18 protein-coding genes and 1 pseudogene are annotated in these 18,687 nt (G+C 70.7%); 13 read left to right on the top strand and 6 right to left on the bottom strand.

Features of this window, described 5'->3' with window-relative positions; all coding sequences use genetic code 11:
* Positions 1–57: 57 nt before the first annotated feature.
* Entirely contained in the window at positions 58–384 is a 327-nt protein-coding gene (locus AB0C26_RS44000) for an STAS domain-containing protein (protein ID WP_097327824.1), read from the bottom strand.
* A gap of 146 nt (positions 385–530) precedes the next feature.
* Here AB0C26_RS44000 and hemL point away from each other — a divergent pair, with 146 nt between their 5' ends.
* The 6 genes from hemL to ccsB are packed head-to-tail and all read left to right on the top strand — an operon-like array spanning position 531 to position 6,510.
* On the top strand, positions 531–1,865 hold the full coding sequence (hemL, locus tag AB0C26_RS43995) for a glutamate-1-semialdehyde 2,1-aminomutase (RefSeq protein ID WP_360260621.1): 1,335 nt from the start codon (positions 531–533) through the stop codon (positions 1,863–1,865).
* Positions 1,862–2,518, top strand: a complete 657-nt coding sequence (locus tag AB0C26_RS43990) for a histidine phosphatase family protein (protein ID WP_360260619.1) — start codon at positions 1,862–1,864, stop codon at positions 2,516–2,518. The genes hemL and AB0C26_RS43990 overlap by 4 nt, the downstream gene beginning before the upstream one ends.
* A complete protein-coding gene (locus AB0C26_RS43985) occupies positions 2,515–3,075 on the top strand; it encodes a TlpA disulfide reductase family protein (protein ID WP_360260616.1) in 561 nt (186 codons plus the stop codon). Before AB0C26_RS43990 ends, AB0C26_RS43985 begins: the two co-directional genes overlap by 4 nt.
* Complete coding sequence (locus AB0C26_RS43980) at positions 3,075–3,884, top strand: cytochrome c biogenesis protein CcdA (protein WP_360260613.1); 810 nt, start codon at positions 3,075–3,077, stop codon at positions 3,882–3,884. Before AB0C26_RS43985 ends, AB0C26_RS43980 begins: the two co-directional genes overlap by 1 nt.
* On the top strand, positions 3,881–5,488 hold the full coding sequence (locus tag AB0C26_RS43975) for a cytochrome c biogenesis protein ResB (protein ID WP_360260610.1): 1,608 nt from the start codon (positions 3,881–3,883) through the stop codon (positions 5,486–5,488). The genes AB0C26_RS43980 and AB0C26_RS43975 overlap by 4 nt, the downstream gene beginning before the upstream one ends.
* On the top strand, positions 5,488–6,510 hold the full coding sequence (gene ccsB / locus AB0C26_RS43970; RefSeq protein ID WP_360260607.1) for a c-type cytochrome biogenesis protein CcsB: 1,023 nt from the start codon (positions 5,488–5,490) through the stop codon (positions 6,508–6,510). The genes AB0C26_RS43975 and ccsB overlap by 1 nt, the downstream gene beginning before the upstream one ends.
* Here ccsB and AB0C26_RS43965 read toward each other — a convergent pair.
* Positions 6,507–7,508, bottom strand: coding sequence for a hypothetical protein (locus tag AB0C26_RS43965; protein WP_360260604.1), 1,002 nt, complete (start codon positions 7,506–7,508; stop codon positions 6,507–6,509). The genes ccsB and AB0C26_RS43965 overlap by 4 nt on opposite strands.
* A gap of 409 nt (positions 7,509–7,917) precedes the next feature.
* On the opposite strand from AB0C26_RS43965, the gene AB0C26_RS43960 reads away from it, so the two are divergent.
* From AB0C26_RS43960 to AB0C26_RS43940, 5 genes and pseudogenes are all read left to right on the top strand, one after another.
* Positions 7,918–9,378, top strand: coding sequence for a menaquinone biosynthesis decarboxylase (locus AB0C26_RS43960; RefSeq protein WP_360260601.1), 1,461 nt, complete (start codon positions 7,918–7,920; stop codon positions 9,376–9,378).
* A complete protein-coding gene (gene mqnP, locus AB0C26_RS43955) occupies positions 9,375–10,271 on the top strand; it encodes a menaquinone biosynthesis prenyltransferase MqnP (RefSeq protein ID WP_360260598.1) in 897 nt (298 codons plus the stop codon). Before AB0C26_RS43960 ends, mqnP begins: the two co-directional genes overlap by 4 nt.
* 96 nt (positions 10,272–10,367) lie before the next feature.
* A pseudogene (locus AB0C26_RS43950) lies at positions 10,368–10,580 on the top strand (sigma factor-like helix-turn-helix DNA-binding protein); the annotation flags it as partial.
* A complete protein-coding gene (locus AB0C26_RS43945; RefSeq protein ID WP_360260595.1) occupies positions 10,564–11,577 on the top strand; it encodes a hypothetical protein in 1,014 nt (337 codons plus the stop codon). The pseudogene AB0C26_RS43950 and the gene AB0C26_RS43945, both read left to right, overlap by 17 nt.
* A 16-nt stretch (positions 11,578–11,593) precedes the next feature.
* Entirely contained in the window at positions 11,594–12,232 is a 639-nt protein-coding gene (locus AB0C26_RS43940) for a UbiX family flavin prenyltransferase (protein ID WP_360260592.1), read from the top strand.
* Here the strand turns inward: AB0C26_RS43940 and AB0C26_RS43935 are convergent.
* Positions 12,205–12,480 carry a BldC family transcriptional regulator gene (locus tag AB0C26_RS43935; RefSeq protein WP_203804916.1) on the bottom strand — a complete coding sequence of 92 codons (276 nt, stop codon included), beginning with the start codon at positions 12,478–12,480 and terminating at the stop codon, positions 12,205–12,207. The genes AB0C26_RS43940 and AB0C26_RS43935 overlap by 28 nt on opposite strands.
* A gap of 212 nt (positions 12,481–12,692) precedes the next feature.
* Between AB0C26_RS43935 and AB0C26_RS43930 the strand changes: the two genes are divergently transcribed.
* Positions 12,693–13,142, top strand: a complete 450-nt coding sequence (locus AB0C26_RS43930; protein ID WP_097327836.1) for an Lrp/AsnC family transcriptional regulator — start codon at positions 12,693–12,695, stop codon at positions 13,140–13,142.
* Between the two features lie 161 nt (positions 13,143–13,303).
* Here AB0C26_RS43930 and AB0C26_RS43925 read toward each other — a convergent pair whose 3' ends face one another.
* From AB0C26_RS43925 to AB0C26_RS43915, 3 genes are all read right to left on the bottom strand, one after another.
* Positions 13,304–13,948, bottom strand: coding sequence for a putative glycolipid-binding domain-containing protein (locus AB0C26_RS43925; protein ID WP_360260587.1), 645 nt, complete (start codon positions 13,946–13,948; stop codon positions 13,304–13,306).
* 87 nt (positions 13,949–14,035) lie between these two features.
* Positions 14,036–15,967 (bottom strand): DEAD/DEAH box helicase, encoded by a 1,932-nt coding sequence (locus tag AB0C26_RS43920; RefSeq protein ID WP_360260585.1) that lies wholly within the window; start codon positions 15,965–15,967, stop codon positions 14,036–14,038.
* Between the two features lie 263 nt (positions 15,968–16,230).
* Positions 16,231–16,674: a hypothetical protein gene (locus AB0C26_RS43915; RefSeq protein ID WP_360260583.1), complete on the bottom strand. Its 444-nt coding sequence runs from the start codon at positions 16,672–16,674 to the stop codon at positions 16,231–16,233.
* Positions 16,675–17,551: 877 nt separating this feature from the next.
* Between AB0C26_RS43915 and AB0C26_RS43910 the strand changes: the two genes are divergently transcribed.
* Positions 17,552–18,541 (top strand): hypothetical protein, encoded by a 990-nt coding sequence (locus tag AB0C26_RS43910; RefSeq protein WP_360260581.1) that lies wholly within the window; start codon positions 17,552–17,554, stop codon positions 18,539–18,541.
* Positions 18,542–18,687 lie beyond the last annotated feature (146 nt).

Raw genomic sequence — 18,687 nt, 5'->3', positions numbered from 1 at the left:
GCATTGACACCGGCGTCAAGGCAACGGTTTGTTTCGCCGCTCCAAGATCAACAAGGGTCAGGCGGTGCTGCTGATCATCAGGGCGCTTCTGAGACCGGTGATATCCAGCACTCGCATGAGGAAGTCGCCGACGTTGGCCAGGGCCAGCACCGCGCGGGCGTGCTGGGCCTTGCGACTGAGCACGACCAGCGTGCCCAGGCCCTGCGAATCGCAGAAGGTGACACCCGCCATGTCCAGGACGATGCGGGCGGGCGGCTCGGCGAGCACTTCGTTGACCAGCGTCGACAGATTATTGACCGTGAGCACGTCGATCTCCCCGGCGAGGTGGAAGACGACCTCGTCGGGGGCTCGCTGAACCGTGATCGACAGTTCGGGTCGCTCCACCGGGTCAGCCTATCGCCTATGCACCGGTTCGGCCCGTCGGGCGCGTGCGTAACCGGGCGTTCCGGACATCCCCATGTGCGGCTTTGCGGCATCCTCGGGTGATGTGAGGAACCCTCTTGAGATTCTTGCCCGAGCGCGCTGACACAATGGGAGCCGCTGTGACCACCTCATACCGCGCCGAGGGCCTCCCCTACCCGGAGGACGCCCCGGCTTCCCAGGCCCTGTTCGACCGCGCCCAGGCCATCGTGCCGGGCGGGGTCAATTCACCCGTGCGTGCGTTCCGAGCGGTCGGTGGCACGCCCCGATTCATGGCGCACGGCTCGGGGCCGTGGCTCACCGACGCCGACGGACGGCGCTACGTCGACCTGGTCTGCTCGTGGGGCCCGCTGATCCACGGCCACGCCCACCCCGAGGTCATCGCCGCCATCCAGGCCGCCGCCGCCCGCGGCACGAGCTTCGGCACGCCCACCGCGGGCGAGGTCGACCTGGCCGAGGAGATCGTCCGGCGTACCGCGGTCGACGAGGTCCGCCTGGTCAACTCGGGTACCGAGGCCACCATGTCTGCCATCCGGCTGGCCCGCGGCTTCACCGGCCGTTCCAAGATCGTGAAGTTCGCCGGTTGCTACCACGGGCACGTCGACGCGCTGCTCGCCGCGGCCGGCTCCGGCGTGGCCACGCTGGGGCTGCCCGACTCGCCCGGCGTCACCGGCGCCGCCGCGAGCGAGACGCTCGTACTGCCGTACAACGACATCTCCGCGGTCGAGGCCGTCTTCCGGGAGAACGGCGGCGAGATCGCCGCCGTCATCACCGAGGCCGCCGCCGGCAACATGGGGGTCGTCGCCCCGCGCGAGGGCTTCAACCAGCGGCTGGCCGAGATCGCCCACGCGCACGGCGCCCTGCTCATCGTCGACGAGGTGATGACCGGCTTCCGGGTCTCGGCCGGTGGCTGGGCCGGGCTCGACCCGGTCGACGCCGACCTGTTCACCTTCGGCAAGGTGATGGGCGGCGGCCTGCCCGCGGCCGCGTTCGGCGGGCGGCGCGACGTGATGTCGCGGCTCGCCCCGGCCGGCCCGGTCTATCAGGCCGGCACCCTGTCCGGAAACCCGCTGGCCTGCGCGGCCGGGCTCGCCTCGCTGCGGCTGGCCGACGACGCGGTCTACAAGCGGCTCGACGAGCTGTCGGCCACGATCGGCGCGCTCGCCTCCGACGAGCTGACCAAGGCCGGCGTCCCGCACCGGCTGTCCTTCGCCGGCAACATGTTCTCGATCTTCTTCACCGAGGTCGACGTGGTCGACTACGACTCGGCGAAGACCCAGGACGCCGGTGCGTTCAAGGCGTTCTTCCACGAGATGCTGTCGCGCGGGGTCTACCTGCCGCCGAGCGCGTTCGAGTCGTGGTTCGTCTCGACCGCGATCGACGACGCGGCGCTGGAGCAGATCGCGACGGCGCTCCCGTACGCAGCGAGGGCGGCCGCGCGATGAGCGAGTCCACAAAGACGACGGTGCACGTGCTGCGCCACGGCGAGGTCCACAACCCGGGCAAGATCCTGTACGGCCGTCTGCCCGACTTCCACCTCTCCGAGCTGGGTAAGCAGATGGCCAAGGCGGCGGCCGAGGCGCTGAAGGACCGCGACGTGACGTACGTGGTCTCCAGCCCGCTCGAGCGAGCGCAGGAGACGGCCGAGCCGATCGCGGCCGAGTTCGACCTCGAGATCGCCACCGACGTGCGGCTGATCGAGAGCTCGAACTACTTCGAGGGCAAGAGGGTGTCCGTCGGCGACGGCGCGTTCAGCAACCCGCGGCACTGGTGGGTGCTGCGCGACCCGATCACCCCGTCCTGGGGCGAGGCGTACCTCGTGATCGCGCAGCGCATGTTCGCGGCGGTCCAGGCGGCCCGGGTCGCGGCCGAGGGCCATGAGGCCGTCTGCATCTCGCACCAACTGCCCATCTGGACGCTTCGGCGCTACGTGGAGAAGAAGCGGCTCTGGCACGATCCGCGTAAGCGGCAGTGCGGGCTGGCCAGCCTCACCTCGTTCCACTTCGAAGACTCCAAGGTCGTCGGAATCGACTACTCGGAGCCGGCCGCCCATCTGGTGGCGCTGTCCGCGACTGCCAAGACCGCCAAGGGAGCTTGACCGTGCGCCGCCTCGCCATCGTCCTGGCCACCGCCGTCCTCTCGGCCGGTGCGTTAGCCGGGTGCGGCGGGGACAACTGGGCCGACAAGTGCTCCACGGCCTCCGGCGTCGTCGATTGCGCCCCCGGCCAGCGCACCCCGGTCAAGGAGGTCAAGGGCGAACTGCTGGACGGCAAGCAGTACGACTTGAAGTCCGACCTGGGCAAGGTGGTGGTGGTCAACTTCTGGGGTTCGTGGTGCGCGCCGTGCCGGGCCGAGGCCGACGACCTGGAGAAGACGTACCAGACCACCAAGGCGCAGAACGTGGCCTTCCTGGGCGTCAACACCCGTGACGACCGGGACGCGGCCATCCAGTTCGAGCGCAACCGGGTGACGTACCCGAGCATCTACGACGTCGACGGCAAGGTCGCGCTCCAGTTCGACGTGACGCAGACCAGCACGCCGGCCACCCTGATCATCGACCGCCAGGGCCGCATCGCGGTGGCGATCCGCCAGGCCACCACGGTGACCCAGTTGCAGCCCCTGGTGGAAAAGGTGGCCGCGGAGGGGAACGGCTGATGGGCGAGCAGTTCGCCTCGATCGCCAGCGGCGGGCCACTGATCCTGGCGCTGGCCGTGGCCGCGGTCGCCGGCCTGGTCAGCATCCTGTCGCCGTGTGTGCTGCCCCTGCTGCCGGGCTACCTCTCCTACGTCACCGGGCTGGCCGGCTCCGACCTCGACTCGCGGCTGGAGGGCTCGCGGCCGGACGGCGCGGCGGGCGGCGGCGTCGCCACCCTCGCCAAGATCCGCTCCAAGGGGCGCGTCCTGGCCGGGACGAGCCTGTTCGTGCTCGGCTTCGCGGTCGTGTTCATCCTGCTCAACGTGGTCGTGGTGAACGCCGGCTTCCTGATCCGCCACCAGGACGCGCTGAACGTCGCCCTCGGGGTCCTGATCATCGTGCTCGGCCTCGGTTACCTCGGCTGGATCCCCTGGCTGCAGCGCGAGGCCCGCATCACCAAGCTTCCGGCCGCCGGCCTGCTCGGCGCGCCGATCTTCGGGGCGATCTTCGCGATCTCCTGGGCGCCCTGCGTGGGCCCGACGCTGGGCGCGGTCATGGCGCTGGGTGTGACGTCCGGTGAGACCGACCGGGCCGTGCTGCTCGCCGTCGCGTACAGCCTGGGCCTGGGTCTTCCGTTCGTGCTCTTCGGGCTTTTCTTCAGCAAGTTGATCGGGGTTTTCCGGACGATCCGGCGCAACAGCCGGTGGGTCACGCGGGTCGGCGGGGTGCTGCTGATCCTGGTCGGCCTCGCGCTCGTCACCGGCGGCTGGAACGACTTCCTGATCTGGCTGAAGACGACCTTCGACCTCGGAGCGGAGGGCATCCTGTGACGATCGTCGAGGAGCTCCAGGCGCCGCCGGCCGCGCCGCCGCCCAACCGGGGGAGCCGGATCTGGGCGTTGGTGCGCAATTCGTGGCGCCAGCTGACCAGCATGCGTACGGCGCTGGTCCTGCTCTTCCTGCTCGCCGTCGCCGCGATTCCGGGCTCGGTCTTCCCGCAGCGCGCGGTGAACGCGGAAAAGGTCTCGCAGTACTACACGGCCCACCCAAAACTCGCGCCCTGGCTGGAGAAATTCGGCGGGTTCGAGGTGTACGCCTCGCCGTGGTTCGCCTCGATCTACCTGCTCCTGTTCGTGTCCCTGATCGGCTGTGTCGTACCGCGGCTGATCGACCATGTGCGGGCGCTGCGGATCGCCGTACCGGACGCGCCGAAGCGCTTCGGGCGCCTGCCGCAGCACAGCGACGAGTGGACCAGCGCGCAGGAGCCGGCCGCGGCGGCCGCGGTGATTGCTCAACAACTGCGTAAGCGCCGATTCCGCACCAAAGTCCGCGAACAGGGCGACGGTAGCTTCACGGTCTCGGCCGAGAAGGGCTACCTCAAAGAGACCGGCAACCTCCTGTTCCACATCAGCATGCTGGCCGTGCTGATCGGCGTCGGCTTCGGTCACTGGTACGGCTGGCACGGCAACCGCATCCTGGTCGGCGGCCCCGACCAGGGGTTCTGCAACGTGCTGCCGCAGTACGACGACTCGTCGCTCGGCCCGCGCGTCACCGCGGCCGACCTGCCGGACTTCTGCCTGAAGCTCACCGACTTCGACGCCACCTTCCAGAGCACCGGCCAGCCCAAGACGTTCTCGGCGACCGTCTCGGTCACCCAGAACGGCGAGCCGGCCGAGACCCGGAAGTTCACCGTCAACGACCCGCTGCGGCTCGACGGCGCCAGCGTGCACCTGCTCGGCCACGGCTACGCGCCGATCCTGCGCTTCACCGACCGCTACGGCGTCGCCCAGACCAGGGTCGTGCCGTTCCTGCCGGTCGACGCGATGCAGACCAGCGAGGGCGTCGCCCAGTTCCCGGACGTGAACATCGACCCCAAGACCGGCCGGCGCGACACCAAGCTCCAGATGGCCTTCGAAGGCCGCTACCTGCCGACGGTGGCCAAGGACGGCAGCGCCACCTCGGCCTTCCCGGCCGAGAACGACCCCGCGCTCTACCTGACCGCCTACCAGGGCGACCTCGGGCTCGACGTGGGGACGCCGCGGTCGGTCTACTCGCTCGACCAGGGCCAGATCGCCACCGGCGAGCTGAAGAACATCACCGGCGCCCGGCCGCACCCGCTGCGCGCCGGCGAGACCTGGACCCTGGACGACGGCAGCAAGCTGCAGTTCCTCGGCACGCAGCCGTTCGCCACGCTCTCCATCCGGTACGACCCGACCCAGTCGCTGGCCCTGGTCGGCGCGGTTCTGGGCCTGGCCGGCCTGATGCTCTCGCTGTGGGGACAGCGGCGCCGGGTCTGGTTCCGCGCCCTGCCAGGTACGCCGGCATCGTCCGGCGGTACGTTGTTGGTGGCCGGTGGGCTACCGCGCACCGACTATCCCGGTTTTCCCGATGAGTTCGCATCTTTGGTCAAAACCGCCGAGGAAGGGACGTCCTGATGGCGGAGTTGTCGAATCAGTTAGTGGCGGCCGCCGTCCTGGCTTACCTGTTCGCGATGATCTGCTACGCGGGGGAGTACGCGTTCGGACGGCGCAGCCACATCGGCAAGGCGGCCGCCCGCCCGGCCCGCCAGCTCGTGGGCGCGGGCGCCCCGGCCCCTTCCTCGGTTGCCGATGACGTGGTGCCTTCTTCCGTTGCCGACGACGTGGCGCCTTCTTCGGCTGCTGGCGACGTCGTGCCGCCTCCGGCCCGGCGCGACCGGGCCGAGCTGATCGGCCGGATCGCGGTCGGCCTCAACGTCCTCGCGCTGCTGTTCCACCTCGGCGCCCTGGTCACCCGCGGAGTCGCGGCCGACCGGATGCCGTGGGGCAACATGTACGAGTACATCCTGTCGACGACCTTCGTCGCCTCGGCGGTGTGGGCGGGGGTTGTCCTGACCCGCCCGAAGGTGCGCCATCTGGGCCTGTTCGCGACGCTGGCGCTGGTCGTCATGCTCGGCGCGGCCAGCCTCATCGCGTACACGCCGGTGGGCCCGCTGGTGCCGGCGCTGAACTCGTACTGGTTCATCATCCACGTGTCGACGGTCATCATCGGCTCCGGCATCTTCCTGATCGGCGCCGTGCCGGCCGCGATGTTCCTCATCCGGCAGGGATACGACGACGGCAAGCGCTCGTTCCCGTACACGCTGGGCAAGCGGGTGCCCGAGGCGGCGCTGCTCGAGCGGCTGACGTTCCGGCTGCACGCCTTCGCCTTCCCGCTGTTCACCTTCGGCGCCCTGATCGCCGGCCCGATCTGGGCCGAGGCGTCGTGGGGGCGCTACTGGGGCTGGGACCCCAAGGAGGTGTGGGCGTTCATCTCCTGGATCGTCTACGCCGGCTACCTGCACGCCCGGGCCACCCCCAGCGTGAAGCGGACGGTGGCGACGTGGATCGCCCTGATCGGCTTCGTGACGATGCTGATGAACCTGTTCGGCGTGAACCTGTTCTTCGAGGGCCTGCACTCGTACGCGAACGCGGGCTAGCCAAAAAGGTCGCTGAAGAGCCGGGGCTTTCGCTCCGGCTCTTCCTGCTTTCCGGGTCGCGCCAGTTGCCCTCCGGGCGCCGCCCCTTGCGTTTCGGGCGCCACATGCGTTCCGCCCGTTCCGGGCGCCTCGGCCTGCGTTCCGGGCGCCTCGGCCTGCGTTCCGGGCGCCTCAGCTTGCCCTCCGGGTGCGGCTGCGGCGGGGCCTGGGTCGGCGACCGACTGCATTCCGGGTTCGGGCGCTGCGGGGGTCGGCGCGCCCACCACGTCGGCGTCGCCGAGCGGTAGGGGCGGTGCGGGAGCGACCGCGGAGCGCAGCAGGCCGCTTCGGGAGCAGTCGCCGGCGGTCCACGTGTCGTAGCGGGTGCGCCAGTCCAGGCAGAAGCCGCCGCGCTGCTGGCGCTGGGTGGGGTCGGTGCCGGTCAGCGTGGGTACGTCCTCGCGCCACAGGCGCGGCTCGCCGCCGCCGGCCGGGCGCAGGCGAACGTTGTCGACGGTCACCGGCGGCACGTCGATCAGGCCCGGGCGGCCGGCGTCGACATGCACCTCCACGTACTGCTCGACCACGGCGGTCTCGCCGATCGGCAGGCGCTGGGCGGTGAGAAGGTTCCACCGGTTGCCCCACCACAGCCAGGCGCTCCACACGCCGTCGGGGTCGCTGTGCAGATCGAGCCAGACCTTGTCGCCGGGCCGCAGGACGTACTGGTCGTAGAACTGCCAGGTCTTGGTGTTGGTGTTGAAGGTGTAGATGTGCTGGCGGCCGGTCCCGGCCCAGCCGGTCTCGGCCCAGCCCGCCTCGAGCCAGTTGATGACACCGCGGCCGAGGTTGCGCTTCACCATGAACCGGCCGGCGACGAAGTCGTACGAACGCGGCCGGATCGAACCGTCGACGATCGACATGCGCCCGGAGACACCGGCCCACTCGCCGCCGGTGTTGGCGCCCAGATGGTGATAACCGCTCGGCGTGAACCCGGCCTCGCCCCGCCGCGCGAGCCGCACCCCCGACTCGACGATCGGCTCCGTAACCGCCCGGCACGCCCCCGCCGCCCCGGCCCCCGCAGGCACCGTGGGCGGCCGCGTCGAGCGCCCCGCCATCGGACACGCCGGCAGCGCCCGCCGCCGCGCCGTCTCCAAGGCGGCCCCTTGCGCAGCGGCCGCCTGCCCCGTGGCTCCCTGCCCGGCGGCTTCTTGCCCCGCGCCCTCGCGGCCGGCGGATAGGGCCGGGGTCGCGCTGATCAGCGCGGTGGCCAGCCCTGCCGCGGCACACCAGCGTGCAACGTTCCGGACCTTCACCGGAGCACCTCCCATTCCGCCGGACCAATCGCCCACTCCAACTCGAATCGGACATCCTGAGTGACGGTGATCGCCCCGGCTCGGAACTGCCGGACCGGTGGTGAAGACTGGGTACATGGCGCCGCGTGGGTTTCCCTATGAAGATCTGCAAAGCTTCGTCGCCGCCCTGGAGGCGGCCGGTGAGCTGCGCCGGGTGACCGTTCCGGTCGACCCGACGCTGGAGATCAGCGAGGTGGTGACGCGCACCGTGCGGGCCGGCGGGCCGGCGCTGCTGTTCGAGCGGCCCACCCGCGGCGACATGCCCCTGCTGATCAACCTGTTCGGCACCGAGAAGCGGATGGCCATGGCCCTCGGCGTCGACTCGCTCGACGAGGTCGGTGACCGGATCGGCGCCCTGGTCAAGCCGGAGCTGCCGGTCGGCTGGTCGGGCATCCGCGAGGGCATCGGCAAGGTGCTGCAGCTCAAGTCGCTGCCGCCGCGCAAGGTGAAGACCGCCCCCTGTCAGGAAGTGGTGCTCAAGGGCGACGAGGTCGACCTCGGCCTGTTGCCCGGCCTGCAGATCTGGCCCGACGACGGCGGCATCTACCACAACTTCGGCCTCACCCACACCAAGCACCCCGAGACCGGCAAGCGCAACCTGGGGCTCTACCGCCTGCAGCAGCACTCGCGCAACACCCTCGGCATGCACTGGCAGATCCACAAGGACTCGACCGCCCACCACGCGGTGGCCGAGCGGCTGGGCCAGCGCCTCCCGGTGGCCATCGCGATCGGCTGCGATCCCGTCGTGTCGTACGCGGCGAGCGCCCCGCTTCCCGCCGACATCGACGAATACCTGTTCGCGGGCTTCCTGCGCGGCGAGCGGGTCGAGATGGTCGACTGCCTGACCGTGCCGCTGCAGGTCCCGGCGAACGCGCAGATCATCCTCGAGGGCTACCTCGAGCCCGGCGAGCGGCTGCCCGAGGGCCCGTTCGGCGACCACACCGGCTTCTACACCCCGGTCGAGCCGTTCCCGGTGCTGCACATCGAGACGATGACCATGCGGAAGAAGCCGATCTACCACTCGATCATCACCTCGAAGCCGCCGCAGGAGGACCACGGCCTGGGCAAGGCGACCGAGCGCATCTTCCTGCCGCTGATCAAGATCCTGATCCCCGACATCGTCGACTACGACCTGCCCTCGGCCGGCGTCTTCCACAACTGCGCGATCATCTCGATCCGCAAGCGCTACCCCAAGCACGCTCAGAAGGTCATGAACGCGGTCTGGGGAGCCCACTCGCTGGCGATGACCAAGCTGATCGTGATCGTCGACGAGGACTGCGACGTCCACGACTACAACGAGGTCGCCTTCCGGGCCTTCGGCAACGTCGACTACGACCGCGACCTGATGCTGACCCAGGGGCCCGTCGATCACCTCGACCATGCCTCCTACCAGCAGTTCTGGGGCGGTAAGGCCGGTATCGACGCCACCCGTAAGCTGCCGGGCGAGGGCTACACGCGGGGCTGGCCGGAAGAGATGACGATGTCGCCCGAGGTCGTGAGCCTGGTGGACAAGCGCTGGAAGGAATACGGCATATGACAGCGGTCGCCGCGGTCCCGGAGAAGCCGGGCAAGGTCAAAGCGTTCCTGCGGCTGGTCGCCATCGAGCACTCGGTCTTCGCGCTGCCGTTCGCCTACCTGTCGGCGGCGGTCGCCCTCGACCGCGAGGGCACCGGCGTGCACTGGGTCGACCTGCTGCTCATCACGATCGCGATGGTCTCCGGCCGTACGTTCGCGATGGCCGCCAACCGCATCCTCGACCGCCGGATCGACGCGCAGAACCCGCGGACCCGCAACCGCGAGCTGGTCACCGGCGCCGTCTCCCCGCGCACCGCGTGGACCGGCGCGATCGTCTCGCTGGTCGTGATGGCGGTGGCGGCCGGGCTGCTCAACTGGCTCTGCCTGGTGCTCTTCCCGCTCGCCGTGATCCCGCTGGTCGTTTATCCGTACGCCAAGCGCTTCACGAATTTTCCGCACTACGTGCTCGCCCTGGCGCAGGCGGTCGCCCCGGTCGGCGCCTGGCTCGGCATCACCGGCACGTTCTCCGGCTCCGGCCCGGCCTGGTTGCTCGGCGTCGCGGTCGGCCTGTGGATCGGCGGCTTCGACATCATCTACGCCTGCCAGGACGTGGAGATCGACCGCAAGATCGGCGTGCACTCGACCCCGGCCCGCTTCGGCGTGCGGACGGCGCTGCACATCTCGACCGTGACCCACGTGGTGACGTTCGCGCTGTTCGTCTGGTTCGGCCAGGTCGTCGGTTTCGGCTGGCTCTGGTGGATCGGCCTCGCGCTGACCGCGGCCGCCTTCATCTACCAGCACGTCATCGTGACGCCGACCGACCTCTCCAAGGTCAACCGCGCCTTCTTCACCTCGAACGGCTTCGTCGGCATCGCGCTGTTCCTCTTCGCCCTGCTCGATCTGCTCCTGCTGTAACCCCCGGGGCATCGGCCTCCGTCTAATCCGCGTGAGCGACAAAGAGGCCGAGTTCCGGGAGTTCGTCGGCGCGCAGATGGAGTCGCTCTCCGGCAGGCGCTGCTGCGCATACCGGCCAAGCAGCGGGCCGTGCTGGTGCTGCGTTTCCTCGAGGGCCTGAGCGTTCAGCAGACCGCGGCCGCCCTGCGCTGCCCAGAAGGCACCGTCAAGGTCTACACGGCCCGGGGGCTCGACGCGCTGCGCCGCGTCCTCGGCGTGGAGCTCGGCATCGACGAGAAGGCGGGAGGCCGTCATGAAGCAGCTGTCTGACCTGATGGAGGAGGCGGCCCGGGCGGACGCGCCACCGCTGCGCCACACCGTCGACGACGTCGTGTCGGCGGGCAAGCGCCGTACGAGGCGTCGCGCCGTGGGGTGGGCGTCTGTGGCCGCGGTGGCCGTGGTCGCCGCGATCGGGGTGCCACAGGCGGCCCTCCACCGCGCCGAGCCGGCCCACCCGTTCATCGCGCCCGCCACGTCGGCGCCACCGACTGCGACATCGCCCAAGGTCGCATTTACCTTCAAGGGCTTCACCGCGGGGAAGTTCCGGGTCGCCGATCCGTATGGGTGGGATCTGGACCAGCAAGGGGCGCGAATTTTCCTGGGCGCGGAAGAGGTCGGATACCTCAACGTCTACCGGCCCGGAGTCGATCCTCGTCGCCGCTACTTCGATCAGGGAGTCGCGACTGGCCCGGTCCGGGGGCGGCCCGCGTTCGTTCTGACCAGCAGGCCCACGCCACCGCTGATCTGGCAGTATGCGCCGGGCGCCTGGGCTGAGCTTGAGCCGGCCGATAGGCGGCTTTGGAGCGACCTGCGGCCGGTGGTTGAGGCGTTCCAGCTCTCACTGCCCTACGACGTCTCGATCCCCTTCCGCTCTGCCTTCGCGCTCAAAGGCTTCCAGATCACATCTGTGAGTCTCCGCAGTCACCTGGCCCTCGTGCAGATGTCGTCCACCTCGTCCGTCCGCCGGGCGCTCGCCGACCCGGACTACAAGATCGACGGCGGGGACCCGTCCGTGTTCATCGACATCACAGACAGGGTCGACCTCGCCAACTCCGACGCCGAGTGCAAGGACGGAAGACTTGGCCGATCCTGCTACCGGAAGACAGCCGATGGGCGATACCTGATGTCCGTCGTTGCGCCATCCTCCAGCAAGGGGGAAGTGGCGCAGGTGCTCGACGGGCTGTCTCCTACCGACCTCGGCAATCCGGCGACGTGGGTGGCCGTGGATGAGGCATTCCCCGCATCGGCCCTGCCCGGCGCGGGCTGACGTGCACACTTGAGGCATGCGTGAACCATGGGTCGTGGGGGTCTCAGGGGCGTCCGGTACGCCGTACGCCAAAGCGGTCTTGACCTCGCTCCTGGACGCCGGCGAGGCGGTCGACCTGGTTATCTCGCGGGCGGCCCGGCTGACCCTGCTCGACGAGACCGGCGCGACCGTGCGGGACGCGCACTGGAAGGACGACGTCGGCGCCTGGCTCGAGCGCGATCTGGGTGACCTGACATATTGGCCGGCCGGCGACCTGGCGGCCGGGCCGAGCAGCGGCTCGTACCCGGCCAAGGGCATGATCGTGGTGCCGGCCAGCACCGCGGCCTGCGCCGGCATCGCCATCGGGCTGTCCAAGGACCTGCTCCAGCGGGCGGCCGAGGTCAACCTGAAGGAACGGCGACGCACGGTGATCGTGCCGCGGGAAACTCCCGTCACACGCAGTCACCTCGAGCACCAGATCGCCCTGTTGGACGCCGGTGCGGTCGTGTTGCCGGCGAGCCCCGGCTTCTACGGATCCGGGGCTCAGGCGACCGCTCAGCAGCTCATCGACTTCGTGGCGGGCAAGGCGCTGGACGCTCTGGGCGTACCCCACACGCTTCTGACCCGTTGGAAGGGTGAGCTGAATGCTCAGCGCAATCCGTTGGGCGGGCCGTAACCCATGCCCGGATTGTTCGGTCCGGCATTACGGGGCCGGTTGGCGGCGTCGTCCTCGCGCATTTCCTCGACCACGCCATCGCCCTCCAGCAGGGCCCTGACCTCGGATTCGCGAAACCGGCGGTGGCCACCCGGAGTGCGGATGCTGCCGATGCGCCCGGCGGCCGCCCAACGCGTGACCGTCTTGGGGTCGACGCGGAACAACGCGGCCACCTCGCCCGGTGTCAGCAGACGATCTCCAGTGTCCACAACCCCCTCCTCGCGTCGGTGTTCTGGAGCGGCCGTGATCACGGTGAGTGTCGGCGTGCTCGATCGGGACGTAAAGCCATTAGAGCATTGCCCCGGAACCGAGTCCCTGGAATGCGGAAAAAGCCCTAATTGCGACAGTGATCGTTATCCTGCCGACGATTCATCGCTACCGGGCGTGAGTGGCGATCTGCCACCCGATTAGGGTCATCAGCATGGACTCCATCGACCTGCGGCTGATCGAGCTGCTACGGGAGAACGCCCGCTCGTCGTACGCGGAGCTCGCCCGCAAGGTCGGGCTTTCGGCGCCCGCCGTGCACGAGCGCGTCGGCAAGCTCGAGGCGGCCGGCACCATTCGCGGCTACCGGGCCGAGGTCGACCACGAGGCGCTGGGTCTGGGGGTCACCGCGCTGATCGGCATCATCGAGGACTCCGGGGCCGACACCGACGACGTGCTGGCCGCCGTGCGGGCGATGCCCGAGGTGGAGAGTTGCTACTTCATGGCCGGCGTGGAGTCGTACCAGCTGACCGTGCGGGTCGGCACGATCGCCGAGCTGGAACAGCTGATCGTGCGGATCAACCGCACACCCGGCGTCGCCTCGACCCGTACGGCCATCGCCCTGTCCACCAAGTGGGAGAACCGCCCCCAGCCCGGCCTGGCTTAGGTTTCCGGACCCGCCAGGGGCGGTGATCTGGCAGGCTTGGGCTCAGCCGGACCTGCCGCTCGCACCGACGGCCGTCCCGCTCAGCCGAACCCTGCCGCTCGCACCGACGGCCGTCCCGCTCAGCCGGACCTGCGGCTCGCTCGCACCGACGACCGCCTCGCTCAGCCGGGCTTGCCGTTGGCTCGGACGGCCAGGCCCGGATAGTCGATGACGAAGCCGTCGTCGTCGATGGTCAGGTCCGCGCTGAAGGTCTCGCCGGCATAGCGGACGCGGCCGTCGGGCAGCGCCGTGTAGATCTGGTCGGCCGGCACCACCTCGAGGCTGGGCAGAAGGACCCAGGCCACGTTCAGGCGATGGGCCATGCCGACCTCGTCCCCCCGCGCCTGATGCAGACCGAGACGGCGTACGGGCAAAGTGTTCGTCAACGGCGATCCGCCGAGATCGACGTCGAAGGCGCCGAAGAGCCGATCAGGATCCTCGATGCCAGGGAACCCGGCGCCGGCGTGCCCGGCCGACGACAGCACGGCGTTCAGGTCGCCCTGCTCCTTGGTGGTGGCCCGCCACCGGCCGGCGGCCAGCTCCAGGCGCACGCTGCGCGCCCAGCCCGCCCCCTCGGCGACGACGTCGAGGTAGCCGGTCACCCACTCGGCATCGGTACGCAACTCGTACCGGCACGTGTACGGAATCGGGTCGACGGCGAGCGCGACACCCCGCGCGTAAAGGCCGGACGACGAGTCGACGAGGGCGTTCTCGGCCCCCACGGTGTCTTTGCGTTCCCAGAACAGAGACTGCGGCAACGGCGACATGCTTCCTGTGTACCCGCGCTCGCGTTCATGGAAAAGTCGAAAGCCCGGCACGATCGCTCGTGCCGGGCTTTCGGGAGGAACTGTGGATCAGTAGGTACGCGCCGGGCGCGGGCTGCCGTAGCGGCCCGCCGAGCCGCCCTCGCGGCGGTCGTTGCGCTGGTTGCTGCCGCGGAAGCCGCCGGTGCGCTCGGCGTTGCGGCCGTAGCCGCGGTCGCCGGCCGGGCGGTCACCCGCGGGACGGTCGCCGAAGCCGCGACGCTCGCCGCGGTCGCCATAGCCGCCGCGGTCGCCGGTGGGGCGGTCGCCGTAGCCGGCGCGGTCGCCGGCCGGGCGGTCGCCGTACGAGCGCTGCGGACGGTCGCCGTACGAGGGACGGTCACCGAAGGAACGGTCACCGCCCGTACGGTCGTCGTAGGAACGCTGCGGGCGGTCACCGTACGAACGCTGCGGACGGTCACCGCGCGGGCGGTCACCGAAGCCACGGCCACCACGGTCGCCACCGCCGAAGCGGCCACGCGAGCCGCCACGCTCGCGGCGGGGCTCCGGCTCGTCGACCACGGGCACGCCGCTCGGCTCGCGAGCGCCGGTCACCTCGGCCAGCTTCTCGTCGCCGAGGCGGACGCGAACCTCGCCCGGGTTGACCCCGGCCTTCGACATCATCGCCTGGGTGCTGCGGCGCTGCTTGGGCAGCACCAGCGTCACCACGGCACCCGACTCACCGGCGCGGGCCGTACGGCCGGCACGGTGCAGGTAGTCCTTCGGGTCCTTCGGCGGGTCCACGTGCACGACCAGCGAGATGCCGTCGACGTGGATGCCGCGGGCGGCCACGTCCGTCGCCACGAGGACGCTGGTGCGGCCCTCCTTGAACTCGGCGAGCGTGCGGGTACGGACCCGCTGCGTCTTGCCGCCGTGCAGGCCGCCGGCCCGGACACCGACCGCGCGGAGCTGCTCGACCAGACGGTCGACGCCCATCTGCGTACGGGCGAAGACGATGGTCTTGCCCTCGCGGTTGGCGATCGAGGCCGCGATCGGGAACTTGTCGTGCGGCGGGATCAGCAGCAGGAAGTGGTCCATGGTGGACACGCTGGCCTCGGCCGGAGCCGTGGAGTGCGTGACCGGGTCGTGCATGAACCGCTTGACCAGCGACTCGACGTCACCGTCGAGAGTGGCCGAGAAGAGCAGGCGCTGCGCGTTCTCCGGCGTCTTGGCCAGCAGATCGGTGACCTCGGGCAGGAAGCCCATGTCGGCCATCTGGTCGGCCTCGTCGAGCACCGTGATCTCGATGTCGTCGAGCTTGCAGGCGCCCCGCTCGATCAGGTCGCCGAGGCGGCCCGGGGTGGCGACCATGACCTCGACGCCGCGGCGCAGCGCGTCCATCTGACGGTCGTACGGAACGCCGCCGACAGCGGTCTTGAGGAAGACGCCGACCGAACGGCCGAGCGGCATCAGCGCGTCGGCGACCTGCATCGCCAGCTCGCGCGTGGGCACCAGGATCAGCGCCTTGGGGTGGTGCGGGCGGGCGCGGCCGCCCTGCGCGACGCGGGCCAGCAGCGGCAGGCCGAACGCCAGCGTCTTGCCGGAGCCGGTCTGGCCACGGCCGAGGACGTCACGGCCGGCGAGCGCGTCGGGCATGGTCGCGGCCTGGATCTCGAACGGCTGCGTGATGCCCTCGCGGTTGAGGACGCGAACCAGCTCGGCGGGGAGGCCGAGCTCGGCGAAGGTCTTCACCGGCGCCGGGGTGTCCTCGGCGGTCTCGGTGGTTTCGGTGGTCTCGACAGCGTCGGACGGGGCCGCCACGGTCTCGACAGCGTCGGACGGGGCCGCCACGGTCTCGACAGCGTCGGACTGGGCCGCCGCGGTCTCGACAGCGTCGGACGGGGCCGCCACGGTCTCGGTCGCCTCGGACTCAACGACGGCGACGTCGGTGACGGGCGTCTCGGTGACCGCGGTCTCATCGGCGGTCTCGGTGGGGTTTTCGAAGACGGACGGGAACGTGCTGGGATCAGCGAAAGTGGTCAAGAGAACCTCTCTACGGGGGCGCATGCTCGCGAATGGCCCGCCGCGGCTGCCGTGAGCCGACCGCTGAAATGCCCGCAAGAACGCCCGTGGCGTGCTCCGCAAGGGCACGCCGCGTCAATAACTGTCATAAGTGTACGGCTCAACGTTTTCCGCGCCGACCGCATTCCACGCCTGTAGTGGGCAGGCTCACCCCCGGGCGCAACCTCGCCAGCTTAGGGTCAGGCGCGGTCCACCGCCAAAAAAGTCGGATAACGGTCAGTGCGTTACTCGAACATCTTGCCGATCATGTCGCTGAACGAACTGCCCGCGGTGAGCAGGAAGACGACACTGACCGCCACCAACAGGCCTAGCACGACCAGCATGGCCACTGCCACTTTGAGGTTGCCGCGGCGGCGGTCGACGACCTCGTCGTGCCAGCCCTGAGCCAGGATGTGCCCGGTCAGAGAGCCGGAGTTCTCCACCGCGTTCATCGAGACGGGCATCGTTGTGTCGATCGTCTCGTATCCACCGGTGCCGTAGAGCGTGCCGTACAGCCGCTGCTGCGGGACGGCCATGGTGGCATCGATGTCGTCACCGTGCGCCTCGAAGGCGGTGGTGGCGGGCGATCCGAAGACGGTTCCGGCGGGAACTCCGGTCGGCTGAGAAGAAGTCGGCCCGAACGGCCGGGCGGACGGGGCCGGCTCGCCGACCCCGAAGGGGGTGGTCACGCTGCGTGCGCTCGCTTCCGGGGGCATTGAGTACGCCGGTAGACCGGCGCCGTTGGACGGGATCATAGGTGGCGGCGGCACGATCGGCGGCGGCGGCCCCGGCACGGGGCTGGGACCGGGCCCCGGAGGTACCGGGCTCGGTCCAGGACCGGGCGGCACAGGAAACGGACCCGGACCGGGCGGTACGGGCGATGGTCCAGGACCCGGAGGTACCGGGCTCGGCCCGGGACCAGGCGGCACGGGACCCGGCGGAGTAGGGCTCGGTGTCGGGCCGGGGGTGGGCGCCGGGAAAGGGTTCGGCGCCGGGAAAGGACCCGGCGCAGGCGGGGCCGGGAACGGGTCCGGCGGTTCGATCGGCTCGGGCCGGCCGGGCTCGGGCCGCGTGGGCTCGGGCTTCTGCGGCGGTACGGGCACAGGCGGCACCGGAGTGGGGCTCGGCTCAGGCTCGTCCGGCTCAGGCGCGGGCTCCCCGGGCTGCGGCCGACCGGGCGCGGGCTCCCCGGGCTGCGGCCGACCCGGCGTGGGCTCACCCGGCTGCGGCTTGCTCGGCGTGGGCTCACCGGGTTCCGGCTCACCCGGCGTGGGCTCACCCGGCTGAGGCGGGCCTGACAGCTTCGGGTCCGACGTCGGCGGGCCTGACGGCTTCGGGTCCGACGTCGGCGGGCCTGAGAGCTTCGCGTCCGACGGCTGCGGGTCCGACAGCTTGGAGTCGGCCCGTTCCGTATCGGCCCGCTGCGCATCGGCCAGCTCGGGGTCGGCCGGCTGCGGGTCGCTCGCCGAGGTCGTGCCTGGAGTCTTGGCGGTCGCCGTACCCACGACGGGCGCGGCCGGGGCCGTCGCGATCGGGGTTTCCGGCGTGCCGGGAGGAGTGACCAGCTTGGCGGACTTGGCCCCGTACAGCTTCGACTCACCCGTCGGCCGGGTCAGGGCGCGGGCCACCTCGCCGGCGTCGGGCGCGACCGCTCCGGGCACGGTGGCCCGGGCGGCGCCGGAGCCGAGCGTGGGGGAGAGCTGCCGACTCGACCCGTCGACCCGCTCCGGCACGAGTGGCGCCTTTTCGTCCGCTTTGTCAGCGGTGGGCGAAACGGACGCGGCTTCCGATCCGGTCACCCCCGATCCGGACGCGGAGGCAGCGACCGAGCTGGCAGCCGCGGACGCGGTACTCGAGCTGGGCGCTCCGGACACGGGCACGGAGGCGGAGGCCGGGCCGGTAGCCGCAGACGCGGTACCCGAACTGGGCGTTCCGGACACAGGAGCGGAGGCGGTGATCGGGCTGGGCGCCGCGGACACGGGCGCGGACGCCGAAACCGAGCCGGCGGGCGCAGCAGTAGCTGGGCTGGGCGCAGCCGACACGGGCGCGGACGCCGAGACCGAGCTCGGCGCTGCCGACACGGGCGCGGACGCTGAAACCGAGCCCGGCGCTGCCGACACGGGCGTCGACGCCGAGACCGAGCCCGGGGCCGCGGACACGGGTGCGGAGGCGGAGACCGAGCCGGGAGCGGCCGAGCCGGGAGCGGCCGAGACGGGGGCGGGGGCCGATGAGACCGGGGCCGACGCGGAGACCTTGGGTGGGACGGGGGTCGAGCCCGCGACCGAGGCGCGGCCGCTCGCGGCGCCGCTTACCGGGGCGCTGCTCGAGGGTTCTCCGCCGTCTGCCGTAGCGGTGCCGGCCGAGGTGGCGCCGCTGCTGGGGGTGGCCCAGAGGGCGCCGTCGGCCGGTGGCGGCGGTGGGGAGAACCAGTCGTCGCTGCTCGACGGCGTCGGGTCAGCGGGCGGCTTGGTGCCGTTGCTGTCCGGTGTCGCCTGCCGCTCGTCCATGGAACCTCCCGACGCCGCGTGCCGACGGTTGGGGAACGTCGGGCGCTGACCATAACCGTGCCATATCCGCGCGCGTCATCGCACCTGGCATCAACTCGACCATGCTCCTGGACCGGGGCTGACCACCGGAAAGGCGATTTTCGCCGCCCCTGGGGGCAACTCTTGATCAGACCCCGACACCGAAGAGGACGACAG

This window comes from Actinoplanes sp. NPDC048796 (assembly GCF_040650035.1).
Lineage (GTDB): Bacteria > Actinomycetota > Actinomycetes > Mycobacteriales > Micromonosporaceae > Actinoplanes.
This window is presented reverse-complemented; position numbering and strand designations above follow the sequence as displayed.

What these genes read in the sequence shown, in the direction of transcription:
- hemL (WP_360260621.1), top strand. Translation starts at nt 531, where the DNA reads ATGGGAGCCGCTGTGACCACCTCATACCGCGCCGAGGGCCTCCCCTAC.
- AB0C26_RS43990 (WP_360260619.1), top strand. Translation starts at nt 1,862, where the DNA reads ATGAGCGAGTCCACAAAGACGACGGTGCACGTGCTGCGCCACGGCGAG.
- AB0C26_RS43980 (WP_360260613.1), top strand. Translation starts at nt 3,075, where the DNA reads ATGGGCGAGCAGTTCGCCTCGATCGCCAGCGGCGGGCCACTGATCCTG.
- ccsB (WP_360260607.1), top strand. Translation starts at nt 5,488, where the DNA reads ATGGCGGAGTTGTCGAATCAGTTAGTGGCGGCCGCCGTCCTGGCTTAC.
- AB0C26_RS43960 (WP_360260601.1), top strand. Translation starts at nt 7,918, where the DNA reads ATGGCGCCGCGTGGGTTTCCCTATGAAGATCTGCAAAGCTTCGTCGCC.
- mqnP (WP_360260598.1), top strand. Translation starts at nt 9,375, where the DNA reads ATGACAGCGGTCGCCGCGGTCCCGGAGAAGCCGGGCAAGGTCAAAGCG.
- AB0C26_RS43945 (WP_360260595.1), top strand. Translation starts at nt 10,564, where the DNA reads ATGAAGCAGCTGTCTGACCTGATGGAGGAGGCGGCCCGGGCGGACGCG.
- AB0C26_RS43940 (WP_360260592.1), top strand. Translation starts at nt 11,594, where the DNA reads ATGCGTGAACCATGGGTCGTGGGGGTCTCAGGGGCGTCCGGTACGCCG.
- AB0C26_RS43930 (WP_097327836.1), top strand. Translation starts at nt 12,693, where the DNA reads ATGGACTCCATCGACCTGCGGCTGATCGAGCTGCTACGGGAGAACGCC.
- AB0C26_RS43925 (WP_360260587.1), bottom strand. Translation starts at nt 13,948, where the DNA reads ATGTCGCCGTTGCCGCAGTCTCTGTTCTGGGAACGCAAAGACACCGTG.